The following is a 13847-nucleotide window of genomic DNA, read 5'->3' as shown; positions in this document are numbered from 1 at the left end:
ATCACGCAGCCGGCGTAAAGCCATTTGCGCTGTCGACGGCGTTGCGGATGCGCTCCTGGATGATAGAGCGTGCCTCCCACCAGTCGCGGCTTTGAACGGGTACGCGAGCGACGATGACCATGTTCGCGTCGTTGAGCGTATCGACCCAAAATTCAGGCTGTGCCGAGCTATCTGGGAAGTCGCCGCGCACCTGCTGATCGAGCGTCCTGCGCAGTTCGTCGAGATTGGCCGTGCGGGGAACATTGAACTTGACCTCGACGACGCGTGATTGTTCGCGCGTGTAGTTGAGGATTTTGGCGTTAGACAGCTTCGAGTTCGGAGCGAAAAGGTAGACGCCGTCGATGGTGCGGAGCTGGGTGGCGAACAGGCCGACTTCGACTACCGTGCCGACGATGCCATCGGCGTCGATATAGTCGCCGACATTGAAGGGTCGCAGGAAGACCAGCATGATGCCAGCGGCAATGTTGGAAAGCGTGCCCTGCAAGGCCAGGGCTACAGCAAGGCCGGCGGCGCCGAGCACGGCAAGGATCGAGGCGGTCTGAACGCCGAACTGGCCCAGCACGATGATGATGGTTACAAAAAGCACGCCGTAGCGAAGCGCCTGACCAACAAGCGGAGCAATAGTGGCATTTTGTCCGAGCTTCGTCGAAAGAACCGATGTCACCGTTCGCGATGCAAAACCCAACAAACCACCCGATCGCGAGCACGATCACAGCAGTGATGAGCGACCAAAGGTTGGCCAAAAGCCAGGTAGCGGTGATGGACGGGAACATAGAATTCACGAGACTTATCTCCTAAGCAACTACAGTCGAAATTGCTCTATTCATCGAATGTTGCATGGGGCTAGTGCATAGCTCCCATGGCATTTACGGCCAGATACGCCACGCCAAAAATAATGACTGCGTCGATAACGACACCGATCGCTGTGGCAATAAGACCGATGATTACTCCGCCTCCATCCCGGTTAAGCATCGAGAAAGCTACGATGCAAAGACCGACGTTGGGGATGGCGTTGATGAAGGGGATCGGTATTGCCATGATCACGCTCACCAGCATCACTATGACACCGTAAGGCAGGTTCATGCCTGCCCCGGTCAGCCAGCGCATTCTAGGCCGTGAGAAGCGAGCGAGGATATCTGTGACGCGGACGACCTGGTCGCTGGCGCGGATCAGGAGTTTCAGCGGCAGCTTGCGATTGCCGATGATGGGCGGCGGCAGGCGGATCGGGCGGTCGAGCACCATGGCGAGGGCGATCAGGAAGGTCGTCCCTGCTATAGTGCCGCCAAAACCGGGCGGACCCGGAATCATGTTGAAGAGCGCGGCCACCAGAAGCAGCAGTCGGTGCGCCTTGGGGCCGAGCAATTTCACCAAGCCCATGAGGGTCAGGTGCGTTCCGGTTTCAGCAGCCCGGCGCAGGGCCGAGGCGATGCGGCGGGCGTAGCGGTTGATCGGCGCTCGAGCCGTCAAGCCTCATCCTCAGGATGCGGCGCACGATGGAGCAGCGAAGAGTCGCCATAAGAATAGAAGCGATAGCCGTTCTCGATCGCGTGGGCATAGGCCGACTTCATCGTGTCGAGACCGGAAAAGGCGCTGACCAGCATGAAGAGCGTTGACTTGGGCAGGTGGAAATTGGTCATCAGCACGTCCACCGTGCGGAAGCGGAAACCCGGCGTGATGAAGATGTCGGTATCGCCGATAAAGGGCTCGAGCTTGCCGGTGGCGCGCGATGCGGTTTCGAGCAGCCGCAGGCTCGTGGTGCCGACGGCGATCACACGGCCGCCGGCGGCGCGGCGCCTATTGATGCGCTCGACGGTCGCTTGGTCGATATCGCCCCATTCGGAATGCATGACATGGTCTTCGGTGTCGTCGACCTTCATGGGGAGGAAGGTCCCTGCCCCGACGTGAAGCGTCACGCGCTCCATCGCGACGCCAAGGTCGGAAAGGTCCTGCAGCAATTTTTCGGTGAAATGCAGGCCGGCCGTTGGTGCGGCGACGGCGCCGTCTTCTGCCGCGTAGACGGTCTGGTAGTCGGTCTTGTCGCGCTCCTCAACCGGCCGCTTGGCGCCGATATAGGGCGGCAGCGGCATGGCGCCGTGCGACTTGATGGCTTCATCGAGCGCAGCGCCGGCAAGGTCGAAAGTGATGGTCACTTCGCCGCTGTCACCCTTGCCGGTGATACGCGCGGTGAGTGGCTCCATCTCGCCATTGGTGAGCTCGAGCTGATCGTCGACAGCGAGCTTTTTGGCAGGCCGGGCAAAGGCGCGCCAGGAACTGGCATCGACGCGCTTATGGAGGTTGAAGGAGACATTGCCGCGATTTTCGCCGCGCAGGCGGACACCCTTCAACTCAGCTGGCAACACCCGCGTGTCATTGACGACCAGTGTATCGCCGGGCCGAAGCAGTGTCAGAAGATCGGGGATGTGGCCGTCAACCAAAGGCTCGTCGGGGCGGACGACGAGGAGACGCGCGGAGTCGCGAGGTTCGACCGGATGAAGGGCGATCAGGTTTTCGGGCAGGTCAAAATCGAATTCGGTAACGCGCATTTCGCTAAAGTACCCGGATCATGACGGCGCCGATCACCAGCAGGGCCGCGCCGGCAAGGCGGCCGACCGTGAGTTCGCGGACTGCCATGCCCATGAAGCCAACCTTATCGAGCAGCAGGCCGCCGATCAGTTGCCCGGTGACGGACAGCGCCATCACCGCGGCAGCGCCCATGAGCGGCGTGAGGGTTATGTTGGAAAAGACGTAGAAGGCGCCGAGGAGGCCGCCGGCCACGAATGTCCAGGGTGCGGGTGCGCCGAAATTTATCGGCGTGTGGGTGGCGTTGCTGAAGATGAAGGCCAGGGCCCAGAGCACAATGCCGCCCGCAAGGAACGACACCGCTGCTGCGGCAACCGGCACCTGAAGCGCCTTGCCGAGGCTCGCATTGATTGGCGCCTGAGCGGCGATGCACGCACCGGCGATGACGCCCATCAGCGCCCAGAGAACCGTATCCATTTTCAAAGCACTGACCTGTCGAGCCGCCTAGGCTCCCGGTTATTCATCGACGGAAGTGGATTTGCATTCCACGACCCAAAGACCGCCGCCTGCGACGCTGACCACACCGCCGATGATGCTGTGGGCGCCGTGCGAGGTACGGCCGATGCGAAAGCTCATGGCGTGATGGCGTTTGCCATTCTCGTCATTCCACGAGACATCCCCGCCTTCGACATCTCGGCCGATGAAGCCATCAGAGACATATTCGCCGTCGTATTTCGGTTGGTCCGGGTCGGTTGAGAAGCCGAAATCGCCGATCATCTGCATGTCGACGCTGAGGACAGGCTGCACCAAGGCGGGACCGGTGACATAGGTGAAGGCGATCTCGCCTTCCCGATCGGCGCAGGACACGGTGTCGAGCGCCATGGCGGGCATGGCGAAAATGCTGGCGGCCGAAGCCGCCAGCAGAAGCTTATTCAGCGATGTCGGCAGCAACTTTGACCGAGACCATCTTGTCCGGGTTGATCACCGGCTCCCCACGCTTGATCTGATCGACGGCATCCATGCCCTCGATGACATTGCCCCAGACGGTGTACTGCTTGTTGAGGAAGGGCGCGTCGGCAAAGCAGATGAAGAACTGCGAATTGGCCGAGTTCGGATCCTGCGCACGCGCCATCGAGGCGGTGCCGCGCTTGTGGGGCTCGGCGTTGAATTCCTGCTTGAGGTTCGGGTATTTCGAACCGCCGGTGCCGGCGCGGGACGGGTTGAAGTCTGCAAGGTTGGAATTGCCGAACTTGACGTCGCCGGTCTGGGCCATGAAGCCGTCGATCACGCGGTGAAACACCACGCCGTCATAGGCGCCTTCGCGGGCCAACTTCTTGATGTGCTCGACATGGCCGGGCGCCACGTCGGGACGCATGGCAATGACGACCTTGCCCTTGGTGGTTTCGATGACGAGGGTGTTTTCGGGATCGTCGTAGGCCATGGTGGCGCCTCTTGGTTGTTTGCAGGCGGGTTTAGGCGGAATGGGCGGCTGGCGCAAGGCAAGCCGCCGCACTTGCCCTGTTACTTGTACTCGATCGTGGCGGTGACGATCTTGTCCGGATTGGCGACGGCGCCATTCTGTTCCTGCGGGCCCTTTTCGAGGGCATCGACCGCTTCCATACCGGAAACAACCTTGCCGAAGACGGTGTACTGACCGTCGAGGAAGCTGGCGTCAGCGGTGGTGATGAAGAACTGCGAGTTGAAGGAGTTCGGGTCCTGCGATCGGGCTGCGCCGACGGCGCCGCGCTGGAAGCTTTCGGAATTGAACTCGGCTTCGACGTCCGGAAGCTCCGAGCCACCGGTGCCGGCAGCGGCCAGATTGTAGTTCGGGCTGTCGGCATTGCCGTTGGCCACGTCGCCGGTCTGAGCCATGAAGCCGTCGATGACACGATGGAAGACCACGCCGTTATAAGCGCCTTCCTCGGTCAGCGTGACGATGCGCTCGACGTGCTTGGGTGCGATCGCGGGCAGCAGCTCGATGTCGACCGCGCCATCTTCAAGCGTCAGGATCAGGTGGGGCGTGCCCGACTGGGCGAAGGCGGGTGAAGCGAGAAGGGTCGCGCCAAGGGCGAGAGCGGCGAAGCTGCGGCGGTTGATCTTGATCATGAGGACTTCAAAGCCTTGAGGACAATTGGCGGGACGAAGGCGGAAATGTCTCCGCCCATCTCGGCGATCTGGCGCACCAATGTGGCCGAGATATGCCGGACCGGCGGGCTGGAGGGCAGGAAAACAGTCTGCAGTTCGGGCGCCATCTGGGCGTTCATGCCCACCATCTGCATTTCGTAATTGTAGTCGGTGGTGTCGCGCAGGCCGCGAATAATCAGCTTGGCGCCGTGCTGGCGCGCGGCATTGACCATCAGGCCCGAGAAATCGACGATGCGAAATTCGGTAGCCGTTCGCTTACCGATCGCGGGCAGCACCTGCTGGAGGATGGCAATACGATCCTCGTGGGTAAAAAGCGGGCTTTTCTTGGTCGCGCTGATGCCGACCGCAACGACCAGCGTATCCACCAGCTTGCAGGCGCGCTCGATGACATCGAGATGGCCATTGGTCAGCGGGTCGAACGACCCAGGATAGAACCCCACCAACTCGCTCATGCCGTCTCCCCCGTTGTTGGCAGTTTTTTGTCATGCGGCGTTGCGGCTTGGCAAGGGCCGGGACGTGCCGAAGCGCCGGTTGGGTTTGCCACCGGTTGGTGATCGATGATGGAGCCCCGAGACTGCTTTCGCCTCGTGAATAGTTTAGTTTGTGAGACGAAGCTCGCCTCGGGGCGCCGGGTTTTCTGGCAGGCAGCGTCTTAGGGGATGATTACTAAAGCCCCGTCCACGGACCCAGGATCCTCAACGATAAAGACCCCTCCCGGCTGTCGCCGGACGGTTGATCGTTGCAACCCCATCTCCACCCGGCTGATGGGGTGAAGTTAGCGGAAGATTTTACGGAGGGGATAAGCGGGATAGATGAGTTGGAGGAGAGGCCGACACCCCCATCCTAGCTGCGCTAATTCGCGACGCGCCTAAGCTGCGCTTGCCTTCCCCTCAAGGGGGAAGGTGAGATCGGTCGGCGTGGCACTATCGTGGACAATACAGGATGCCCACCTTCTTCCTCAGAGGGGAAGGCAAGCAGAGCTTGGCGAGGCACGAGCCTAGCGGTGCTCGGAAGGGGGTGACTTAGAGCTCGTGCGCGACCACCAGCCCGCCTCGAATCGTGACAATCCGGTCTGCCCGCCGCGCCAGATCGTAGTTGTGCGTCGCGATGAGCGCTGCAGCGCCTTCGTTGCGGATCAGGTCCTTGAGTGCGCCGAAGACGACGTCGCTGGTTTCCGGATCGAGATTGCCCGTGGGCTCGTCGGCAAGGATGACGCGGGGGTGGTTTGCGGCAGCGCGGGCAATGGCGATGCGCTGCTGTTCGCCGCCGGAAAGTTCGGCCGGTCGGTGCGTCGCGCGGTGACCGACGCCAAGCAGGCCAAGCAATTCCATGGCCCTGCCCGCCGACTCCTTATCGGACTTGCCGACGATGAGCTGCGGCATGACGACGTTTTCCAGCGCCGTAAATTCGGGCAGCAGGTGGTGGAACTGATAGACATAACCAACGGTCGAGCGGCGCAACTGGGTTCGTCCGCGATCGCTCAGCTTGCTCGTGGGCTGGCCGACAATCTCGATCTCGCCGGACTGCGGCGATTCGAGGAGGCCGCAAAGATGCAGTAGAGTCGACTTGCCGGCGCCCGAAGGCGCGACCAAGGCGACCATTTCGCCGCTTTCCACCGTGAGGTTAGCGGCTTCGAGCACACGGACGGTGCGATCGCCTTCGCCATAATGGCGGTGGACGTCGGCGAGGCGGAGGTGAGGCTTACTCATAGCGGAGGGCCTCCACCGGGTCATATTGGGCTGCGCGCCATGCCGGGTAGAGCGTGGCAAGGAAGCTCAGGCCCAGGGCCATGCAGACGACGACGGTGACTTCCACCGGGTCGGTGCGGCTCGGCAGCGAGGAAAGGAAGAACACCTCCGGCGGGAAGAGCGTGACGCCCAGCAGATTGGAGATGGACGAGCGCAAGGCCTCGGCATTGGCTGCGACGATGAGGCCGATGATCGTGCCGGCAATGGTGCCGATGACGCCGATGGCGGTGCCGGTCATCGAGAAAATGCGCATGATCGAACCGCGCGTGGCGCCCATGGTGCGCAGCACAGCGATGTCGGCACTTTTGTCCTTCACCAGCATGATGAGGCTGGAGATGATGTTGAAGGCGGCAACCAGGATGATCATCGAGAGGATGGTAAACATCACGACGCGCTCGACCTGCAGGGCCGAAAAGAAGGTCTCGTTGCGCTGCTGCCAATCGGTGAGCACCAGCGGTCGTTTTTCAGGAGCCGACTGCAGGCGCTGCCGCATGAGGCCGACCTGATCGGGGTCATCGATAAAGATTTCGACCGCCGAGGCGCGAGGCACGCGCATATAGGCCGCGTCGATTTCCTCGTCGGTGGCGAGCGGATCAAGCTGGGCCTGGCCGGGCTTGAGCACCTCGTCGACCATCTTGAAATAGTCCTGGGCGGGCTCGAGCGGCATGTACATGAAGTAGCTGTCGAACTCGACCATGCCGAGATTATAGATGACGTTGACCGGATAGGAGCGGATCTGCGGCGTCGACCCGAAGGGCGTCATCGTGCCTTCCGGGTTGATGATCTGCACCTGGTCGCCGAGGTTCACGCCAAGCGTCTGCGCCAGGCGATAACCGATGGCGACGCCGCGGCTCTCATCCCACTGGTCGAACCCCCTGCTCGGCAGCGTTGTAAAGCAGGCTCAGTTTCTTGAGATTTTCCTCGTCCATACCGCGGACGGTAACGCCCGTGGACTGACCCTGCCCCGTTGCCAGCACCTGGCCCTCGACGAAGTAGACGGCAAAATCGACGCCGTCGACGCCTTCAAGAGCGGTGACGGTTTCCTTGTAGTCAGTGAACTGGGACTCGATCGGAAAGCCTGTGAAGTGGCCGTTGAGCCCGAGGATCTTGTCGAGCAGCTCCCCGCGAAACCCGTTCATCACCGACATGACTACGATCAGCGTCGCCACGCCGATGGCGACGCCAACCATGGTGAGGCTGGCGATCACCGAAATGAACGCTTCCTTGCGGCGGGCCCGGAGATAGCGGCCGGCGATCAGCCATTCGAAACGGGAGAACGGCCGGGTGGACCGGCCGGTGCTTGCTGCTGCTGGGCTCTCGCTCAAATGTCGGTCATCCGCTGGGGTTCGATCAGGCTCTTGAGCCGTTCGACGGCCCCCGAAAGCGGCAGCGTCTCGCGCTCGCCGGTCTTTCTATGCTTGATCTCGACTTCGCCGGATTTAAGGCCGCGTGGCCCAAGGATGATCTGGTACGGGATGCCGACGAGATCGGCCGTCGCGAACTTCGAACCCGCAGGCTGGTCGCGATCGTCGTAGAGCATGTCGAGACCGGCGGCGGTCAGCTCGGCATAAAGCTGCTCGCAAGCGGTGTCGGTGTCGGCGTCGCCCGCTTTGAGGTTGATAAGCACCGCTTCGAAGGGCGCGACCGAGACCGGCCATACAATGCCGTTCTCGTCGTGGCTGGCCTCGATGATGGCGGGCACGACGCGGGTCGGGCCGATGCCGTAGGAGCCCATATGGACGGCGATGTTCTTGCCATCCGGGCCGGTGACATTGGCCTTCATAGGATCGGAATATTTGGTGCCGAAATAGAAGATGTGGCCAACTTCGATGCCGCGCGCCATGAGTTGCTTATCTTCCGGCACCTGGGCGCGGAAGGTGGCTTCATCGGTCATCTCGTCGGTCATGGCGAAGAGCGAAGTCCAATCCTTGAAGATCGGATCGAGATCGCCGCGATAGTCGGTGTCCTTGCCCGGAATGGGCTTATCGAGCAAGTCCTTGTCGAGGAAAACGCCGCTTTCGCCCGTATCTGCCAGGACGTGGAATTCATAGGACAGGTTGCCGCCGATCGGGCCGGTATCGGCGCGCATCGGAATGCCGACAAGGCCCATGCGGCGGAAGGTGCGGAGATAGGCGACGAACATGCGCTGGAAGGCGGCGACGGCTGCAGGCTCGTCGAGATCGAAGGAATAGGCATCCTTCATCAAGAATTCGCGGGAGCGCATGGTGCCGAAACGCGGGCGGACCTCGTCGCGGAACTTCCACTGGATGTGGTAGAGATTGAGCGGCAGGTCCTTGTAGGATTTTACATAGGCCCGGAAGATGTCGGTGATCATCTCCTCGTTGGTGGGACCATAAAGGAATTCGCGCTCGTGGCGGTCCTCGATGCGCAGCATTTCCTTGCCATAGGCGTCGTAGCGGCCGGATTCGCGCCATAGGTCGGCGGACTGAATGGTGGGCATCAGGAGCTGGATCGCGCCGGAACGGTTCTGCTCCTCCTCGATGATCTTTTGGACCTTCATCAGGACCTTGTAGCCAAGCGGCAGCCAGGAATAGAGGCCGGAGGCCTGCTGGCGGATCATGCCGGCGCGCAACATCAGGCGATGCGAGACGATTTCGGCTTCCTTGGGGACGTCGCGCAGCACCGGCAGGAAGTAGCGGGAAAGGCGCATGGCAACTCCAGGAAAAGGCTTCGACTCGTAGGGCTTGTTAGTGCCCACTCAAAGCTTAGTCGTCTATTCGATGCAAGCATGCAAGCTATGCAGAATCCGCTTGGCAGACCCAAAAACAGTTGTTAGGTTCCGGCTCAATAAAACAAAGGCGGTCCAAACCGCTGGACGTCGACAACGTCAAGGGAGGAGCGTTGGCAGCCGCTGTATAGCGTGCCTAAGACCAGCGTATTGTCGAACAAACTCAATTCAGCGGGGCCCAGTGCCCCGCTTTTTTATTTGTCTTAGCGATTCCAGTAGGCGTGGAGCGTGGGGTTGTTGATGCCCCAGAGCAGCAGCGCCGTGAGCCCGATCGCGAGCACCGTGGTAATCAGCGCCTTGCGGATCAGCATGGGCTGCACAGGCGCGCCGGGATCATTGCCGACAATAACTTCCGCGCCTGTTTCGTGATGGCTGTGACTGCCGATCGGCAGCACGGCGACAAAGGTCAGCCACCAGACGACGAAATATACAGCGAGGAGAGAACCGATTTGCATGGTGCTGGTGTAGCGCGGAACGGGTGTGGGCGAAAGTGGCGGGGTGTCGCGGCACGGGATCGTGTGAGCGGGCCCCCAGCCAGCCTCACCCGTCAGTCGGGGGAGGAGTTCCGCCGGTGCAACACGCTCGATGTCATCCCCGCGCAGGCGGGGATCAATCCTGAGATCTCAAGATGGGCCCCGGCTCAAGGCCGGGGTGACATCCGGTGGGCTGGACGAGCGCCGGGATCAAACCCGGTGCACGAAGATCGAGACGTTGGGCTTGCGGCCCCAGAAGGCGTTCACTTCGTTGCGGATACCTTTGAACAGCGCGTTGTTGAGCACTTCGGTGTCGCTGCGGCGCTTGGGCGGCATCGACTTGATGATGTTGGCGACCGTGTCTTCGACGATGTCGGAAACCGACTCATCTTCCGTCTCGGGCAGGCCTTCGATCACCATTTCGGGGCCGGAAACGACCTGCCCATTGGAATTGACGCAAAGGCTGACGGTGATCATGCCGCCAAAGGACAGGCGGCGGCGGCCTTTGACGCCCGATTCTTCGGGTGTGCAGAGGACGAGGCCATCGAGATAAAGCTCGCCGGTGCGCACTTCGGCCGGAAAGGCCAAAGGTTCGGGAAAAAGACGGACCATGTCGCCATTACGCGTTTCGACCACGTTGGGGATGCCCTCTTCGCGGCCCAGCTTGGCATGGGCCTCGAGATGCATCGCTTCGCCATGGACCGGCACCAGCACCTGCGGCTTGACCCAGGAATAGAGCTTGCGCAGTTCGCCGCGGCGGGGGTGACCGGTGACGTGAACCATGGCATCGCTGGCGGTGATGACCTCGACGCCGCGATCGATCAAGAGGTTCTGGATGTCGTTGACTTCGCGCTCGTTGCCCGGGATTGCCCACGACGAGAAGATCATGCGGTCGCCGGCATTGAGATCGATGACCGGGTGATCGCCGCGGGCAATGCGGGCGATGGCGGCGCGGGCCTCGCCCTGCGAGCCGGTGCAGATCAGGACGCATTTGTCGCGAGCGATGGTGCGGTAGGCATCCTGGTCATGAAGGGTCGGCAGGCCTTCGAGCATGCCGAGTTCCCGGGCGATGCCCATGATGCGATGGAGCGAACGGCCGGACAGGACGACTTCGCGGCCGGCCTCGTGTGCGGCGCGAACGATGGAGACGACACGGCCGACATTGGACGCAAAGGTCGTGACGGCGACGCGGTTCGGCGCATCGGCAATCAGCTGCGCGAGGTTGCGGCCGATCTCTTCCTCGGAGGGGCTTTCGCCTTCTTTCATCGCATTGGTGGAATCGCAGATCAGCGCCAGCGGCAGGTCGCTCTCGTTACCGATGGCCTCCATGCGCGCGAAGTCGGTCGGACGGCCCAGCGTCGGGGTTGGATCGAGCTTCCAGTCGCCAGTATGGAGCGCACGGCCGATCGGGGTGGTGATCAGCAGGGCGTTCGATTCGGGTATCGAGTGGGCGACGTTGATCGGCTCGATGGTGAAGGGGCCGACGGTGAACGGCTTGCCGGGCGTCATGATGGTGACATCGACATTTTCGACGATCCCGTCCCCTGCCCGCTTGGCAGCCAGCATGGCGGCGGTGAAGGGTGTGGCATAGACGGGCTTGTCGAAGACCGGCCAGAGATCGAGCACCGCGCCATAGTGGTCTTCGTGGCTGTGGGTGAGGATCAGCGCCAGCACGTCGTCGGCATTCTCCTCGAGGAATTCGGGATTGGCCATGATGAGTTCGATGCCCGGCAGGTCGGGGCCGCCGAAGCTGACGCCGCAATCGACCACGATCCACTTGCGCGAGCGCTCGGGGCCGAAGCCATAGGCGGCCATGTTCATGCCGATTTCGCCGACGCCGCCAAGCGGCACAAAGACGAGTTCATCCCTTTGGGTTTGAGCCATGGGTTGTTCCTTTTCTTGCGGTCGGAACGCCGGGCGAACTCAGGTCGCCGGTCGTTTCGACCATGTTGTGGTCAGCTTCGGGCGCTGGCCGTTGCCCCAAAATGCACATCGCCTGCGGTGATCGGAAATCGCGCGCCAGTGTCGTCGCGGATGATCAATCGACCGGAAGAATCGATGGTTTCGAAAATGCCGCGCCGGACAAAACCGTCCTGCGTGACGGCGACTGGCGCACCGATGCCGGCGGCAGAGCCGCGCCAGAGTTCAAGAACGGTGCCGATGCCGCGACCATCGTCCCAAAGGGCAAAGGTCTCGACCCAGGCATCGGTCAACGCTTCAAAGACGTCCTCGGCCGTGCGATCGATACCCAGAGCGCGCAGCGATGTCGCTGGATAAGGCACGCCTTCGGGCGCGGCAACGACGTTGACGCCGCAGCCCACTACGATTGCCGTGTTGCCGGCTGGCGTCTTGCTGGCTTCGAGAAGGATGCCGGCAAGTTTGGCGCCATCGGCGAGAACGTCATTGGGCCATTTTAAAGCGATGCGGGATTGGCCATCGAGGCCGTCCGCCCCATCGATGCCGATGCGGATCATGCCTTGCGGGAGAATGGACGACAACGCGCGATTGAGCGCCACGCCGGCCACGAAGCCGAGGGTCGCGATAGTATCTGGGTCGGCGTCCGGAACAATCAAGAGGCTGGCGGCCAGATTGCCGGGTGGGCTCATCCACTGACGGCCACGACGGCCCCTGCCCTCGGTTTGCTGCAGCGCGGCAAACCAGATGCCGCCCGGATCGCCCGCTGCGGCGGCAGCGAGCGCTTCGGTATTGGTTGAGCCGATGGTGTCAAAGCCGGCCAGCCGGTATCCGGCAGACCGCGCTTTGGCACCAAGAGAGAAATTGCTCACCTAGAACAGGCTTCCAGCGGCGTTGTGCGCCACCTGCGCGAGCGGATTACCCACCGTGAAGAAGTAGGTCACGATGAAGAAGGCCGAGACCGCCATGATGATGTTGAGTTCGTTCGGCACGGCGGCGAATTCACGGACCGGCGGATCGAAGTACATCGTCTTGACGACGCGCAGATAATAGAAGGCGCTAACGGCAGAAGCGAGAACGCCGATGATGGCCAGCACGTAAAGATGGGCTTCCACTGCCGCCAAGAAAACGTGCCATTTGGCAAAGAAGCCGGCGAGTGGCGGCATGCCGATCAGCGAGAACATCAGGATTGCCATGACGGCGGCGACGAAGGGACGGCGCTGTGCGGCGCCGGCTAGGTCGCCGATGGTTTCGACATAGCCGGTTTCGGTGCGTAGCGAGAGGATGCAGGCGAACAAGCCCACAGTCATGGCGACATAGATCGCCATGTAGATGGCGACGCCTTCGACACCAACTTGCGTGCCGGACGATAGACCGACCAAGGCGAATCCGACATGGCCGATGGATGAGTAGGCGATGATGCGCTTGAGCGAATTCTGGCCGATGGCGGCGAAGGCCGCGAGCACCATGGACGCGATCGAGAGGAAGATGACGACCTGCTGCCAATCGGTGGAGATCGGCGAGAAGGTGTCGATCACGAGCCGGATCATCAGCGTCATCGCCGCGACCTTGGGCGCCATGGCCATGAAGGCGGTGACCGGGGTCGGCGCCCCTCGTAAACGTCGGGCGTCCACATGTGGAACGGCACGGCGGAAATCTTGAAGGCAACGCCAGCAAGCAGGAACACCACGCCGAATATCAGGCCGATGGAGCGGCCTTCGCTAGTGATCGCAACGACGATTTCCTGCAGGTTGGTGTGGCCGGTAAAGCCATAGATCAGCGATGCGCCATAGAGCAGCATGCCGGAGCTCAGGGCGCCGAGCACGAAATACTTGAGGCCCGCTTCGGTGGCGCGGCTATCGTCGCGCTTAATAGCGGCCATGACGTAGATCGACAGGGACTGCAGCTCGAGGCCGATATAGAGGGTCATGAGATCGTTGGTCGACACCATGATCATCATGCCCAGCGTCGAGAGCGTGGCGAGGATCGCGTATTCGTATTTGTGGGTGCCGTTCTCGACGTCGTTGGAGACCGAAAGGATCAGCGCCAGGGCAGCGCCGCCAACGACCAGCACCTTCATGTAACGCGAAAAACTATCGGCAATGAAAAGGCCGTTGAAGATGACGCCATCGGCATGCTGGGTGGCGACGAGCACGCCGGTCACGGCCATCAAGATGATGGCGAGCCAGGTGACGAAGCCCGAGCGTTCCTTGTTGACGACGACGCCCACGAGGATGAGCACGAGGACGCCGACGGCCATCAGCATTTCTGGATATGCCGGCGCCAGGCTCGCGAAAT

General features: G+C 61.7%; 13 protein-coding genes and 2 pseudogenes. All 15 read right to left on the bottom strand.

From position 1 onward, the window contains the following. Position 1 precedes the first annotated feature (1 nt). Positions 2-664 (bottom strand): mechanosensitive ion channel family protein, encoded by a 663-nt coding sequence (locus G5575_RS07585; protein WP_328765925.1) that lies wholly within the window; start codon positions 662-664, stop codon positions 2-4. A gap of 179 nt (positions 665-843) precedes the next feature. Then, positions 844-1467 carry an exopolysaccharide biosynthesis protein gene (locus tag G5575_RS07580; protein WP_164533809.1) on the bottom strand — a complete coding sequence of 208 codons (624 nt, stop codon included), beginning with the start codon at positions 1465-1467 and terminating at the stop codon, positions 844-846. Next, on the bottom strand, positions 1464-2543 hold the full coding sequence (gene queA / locus G5575_RS07575; protein ID WP_164533808.1) for a tRNA preQ1(34) S-adenosylmethionine ribosyltransferase-isomerase QueA: 1080 nt from the start codon (positions 2541-2543) through the stop codon (positions 1464-1466). The genes G5575_RS07580 and queA overlap by 4 nt, the downstream gene beginning before the upstream one ends. A 4-nt stretch (positions 2544-2547) precedes the next feature. Next, on the bottom strand, positions 2548-2997 hold the full coding sequence (locus G5575_RS07570; RefSeq protein ID WP_164533807.1) for a DMT family transporter: 450 nt from the start codon (positions 2995-2997) through the stop codon (positions 2548-2550). A 39-nt stretch (positions 2998-3036) separates the two neighbouring features. Further along, complete coding sequence (locus G5575_RS07565) at positions 3037-3471, bottom strand: hypothetical protein (protein WP_164533806.1); 435 nt, start codon at positions 3469-3471, stop codon at positions 3037-3039. Further along, positions 3449-3961: a peptidylprolyl isomerase gene (locus G5575_RS07560; protein ID WP_164533805.1), complete on the bottom strand. Its 513-nt coding sequence runs from the start codon at positions 3959-3961 to the stop codon at positions 3449-3451. The genes G5575_RS07565 and G5575_RS07560 overlap by 23 nt, the downstream gene beginning before the upstream one ends. 80 nt (positions 3962-4041) lie before the next feature. Next, the gene (locus G5575_RS07555; RefSeq protein WP_164533804.1) at positions 4042-4626 is read right to left on the bottom strand and encodes a peptidylprolyl isomerase; all 585 of its coding nucleotides are present in this window, start codon (positions 4624-4626) and stop codon (positions 4042-4044) included. Next, positions 4623-5117, bottom strand: a complete 495-nt coding sequence (gene coaD / locus G5575_RS07550; protein ID WP_164533803.1) for a pantetheine-phosphate adenylyltransferase — start codon at positions 5115-5117, stop codon at positions 4623-4625. Before coaD ends, G5575_RS07555 begins: the two co-directional genes overlap by 4 nt. A gap of 570 nt (positions 5118-5687) precedes the next feature. After that, positions 5688-6374, bottom strand: coding sequence for an ABC transporter ATP-binding protein (locus G5575_RS07545; protein ID WP_164533802.1), 687 nt, complete (start codon positions 6372-6374; stop codon positions 5688-5690). Further along, positions 6367-7738 (bottom strand): annotated as a pseudogene (locus G5575_RS07540) (ABC transporter permease). Before G5575_RS07540 ends, G5575_RS07545 begins: the two are co-directional and overlap by 8 nt. Beyond that, complete coding sequence (gene proS, locus G5575_RS07535) at positions 7735-9084, bottom strand: proline--tRNA ligase (protein ID WP_164533801.1); 1350 nt, start codon at positions 9082-9084, stop codon at positions 7735-7737. Before proS ends, G5575_RS07540 begins: the two are co-directional and overlap by 4 nt. A 281-nt stretch (positions 9085-9365) precedes the next feature. Next, the gene (locus tag G5575_RS07530) at positions 9366-9617 is read right to left on the bottom strand and encodes a DUF1467 family protein (RefSeq protein ID WP_164533800.1); all 252 of its coding nucleotides are present in this window, start codon (positions 9615-9617) and stop codon (positions 9366-9368) included. A 228-nt stretch (positions 9618-9845) separates the two neighbouring features. Beyond that, the gene (locus tag G5575_RS07525) at positions 9846-11519 is read right to left on the bottom strand and encodes a ribonuclease J (protein ID WP_164533799.1); all 1674 of its coding nucleotides are present in this window, start codon (positions 11517-11519) and stop codon (positions 9846-9848) included. Between the two features lie 71 nt (positions 11520-11590). Next, a complete protein-coding gene (locus G5575_RS07520) occupies positions 11591-12421 on the bottom strand; it encodes a biotin--[acetyl-CoA-carboxylase] ligase (protein WP_164533798.1) in 831 nt (276 codons plus the stop codon). Continuing rightward, positions 12422-13815: pseudogene (nuoN, locus tag G5575_RS07515) on the bottom strand (NADH-quinone oxidoreductase subunit NuoN). Positions 13816-13847 lie beyond the last annotated feature (32 nt).

The sequence above is a fragment of the Devosia aurantiaca genome (assembly GCF_011058215.1).
GTDB lineage: Bacteria > Pseudomonadota > Alphaproteobacteria > Rhizobiales > Devosiaceae > Devosia > Devosia aurantiaca.
This window is presented reverse-complemented; position numbering and strand designations above follow the sequence as displayed.

Excerpts from the sequence above, each read along its gene's own strand:
- queA (WP_164533808.1), bottom strand. The coding sequence starts at position 2,543 with ATGCGCGTTACCGAATTCGATTTTGACCTGCCCGAAAACCTGATCGCC.
- G5575_RS07570 (WP_164533807.1), bottom strand. The coding sequence starts at position 2,997 with ATGGATACGGTTCTCTGGGCGCTGATGGGCGTCATCGCCGGTGCGTGC.
- G5575_RS07560 (WP_164533805.1), bottom strand. The coding sequence starts at position 3,961 with ATGGCCTACGACGATCCCGAAAACACCCTCGTCATCGAAACCACCAAG.
- G5575_RS07555 (WP_164533804.1), bottom strand. The coding sequence starts at position 4,626 with ATGATCAAGATCAACCGCCGCAGCTTCGCCGCTCTCGCCCTTGGCGCG.
- coaD (WP_164533803.1), bottom strand. The coding sequence starts at position 5,117 with ATGAGCGAGTTGGTGGGGTTCTATCCTGGGTCGTTCGACCCGCTGACC.
- G5575_RS07545 (WP_164533802.1), bottom strand. The coding sequence starts at position 6,374 with ATGAGTAAGCCTCACCTCCGCCTCGCCGACGTCCACCGCCATTATGGC.
- proS (WP_164533801.1), bottom strand. The coding sequence starts at position 9,084 with ATGCGCCTTTCCCGCTACTTCCTGCCGGTGCTGCGCGACGTCCCCAAG.
- G5575_RS07530 (WP_164533800.1), bottom strand. The coding sequence starts at position 9,617 with ATGCAAATCGGTTCTCTCCTCGCTGTATATTTCGTCGTCTGGTGGCTG.
- G5575_RS07525 (WP_164533799.1), bottom strand. The coding sequence starts at position 11,519 with ATGGCTCAAACCCAAAGGGATGAACTCGTCTTTGTGCCGCTTGGCGGC.